The 1026-nt window shown below is 42.8% G+C and carries 1 protein-coding gene; it reads left to right on the top strand.

Going from position 1 to position 1026, the window contains the following annotated elements:
* On the top strand, positions 1 to 1026 hold a 1026-nt coding region (locus tag PSH54_RS20490), incomplete at both ends, for an Ig-like domain-containing protein (protein ID WP_273607001.1).

Here is a 1026-nt window from a genome sequence, read left to right as displayed (position 1 = left end):
GTACATTAACAGCCACAGCCACCGTAAGTGATGTTGCAGGCAATACCGCAACCGATACAGACACAGCCATTCACGATAAAACCGCAGCAACCACCATTGAAATGGCAGCAGGCGATGACTTAGTTAATGCAACTGAGCAAACCAATGTTGTTGTAAGTGGGCAGGTAACGGATATAGAGCCTACCAATACAGCAACCATTACTTTTACTGACGAAAACGATAATGTAGTAACTGTAGATAATGTCACGATTAATAACGACGGCACCTGGGAAGTGAGTAGCGCAGATATTAATACCCTTGCCGATGGCACTATTACTGCTACTGTAAGTGTATTTGATGAGGCCGGTAACCAAGCCGAAAATAGCACAACCTTTGAAAAAGACACCCAAGCTTCTATTTCTATTCCAAGCGAAAGCAACGACTTATTGATTAATAATGCAGAAAAATCGGCTGTAGTTATTAATGGTCAAAGCGCCAATATAGAAGAAGGTAAAATCGTTAACGTTACTGTCTCTGATGGTAATGGTTCTGTAACAGGGCAAGCGATTATTTTAGCTGATGGAACTTGGCAAAGTAACTCACTCGATTTGACATCCCTTAATGAGGGGGCATTGACTGTTACAGCAACAACTGCTGATACCGCAGGCAACACCGCTGATGCAGATCTTAACATTGTTAAAGACACACAAAGTGCTGTTACGGTAAATGTGGGCGATGACGCTGTTATTAACGATGCTGAGCAAAGCACTGCTAAAGTAGCAGGCACAGTATTAGACGTAGAGGCTAATCAAAGCGTAGCAATTACCATCAAAGACAGTGACGGCAGTGTTGTATTTAATGGCACTGCTAATGTCGACAATGACGGCAACTGGCAATTAGATAGCAGCATATTAAATGCATTATCAGATGGTGATTACACCGTTGATGTAACGACACAAGATATAGCGGGCAACGAGGCAACAAGCAGCCTTGATTTCACAAAAGATACGCAAGCCAGTACAACGCTCGTGCTAGAAGACTCAGTAA

It is taken from the genome of Pseudoalteromonas sp. Angola-30 (assembly GCF_028599215.1).
GTDB lineage: Bacteria > Pseudomonadota > Gammaproteobacteria > Enterobacterales > Alteromonadaceae > Pseudoalteromonas > Pseudoalteromonas atlantica.
This window is presented reverse-complemented; position numbering and strand designations above follow the sequence as displayed.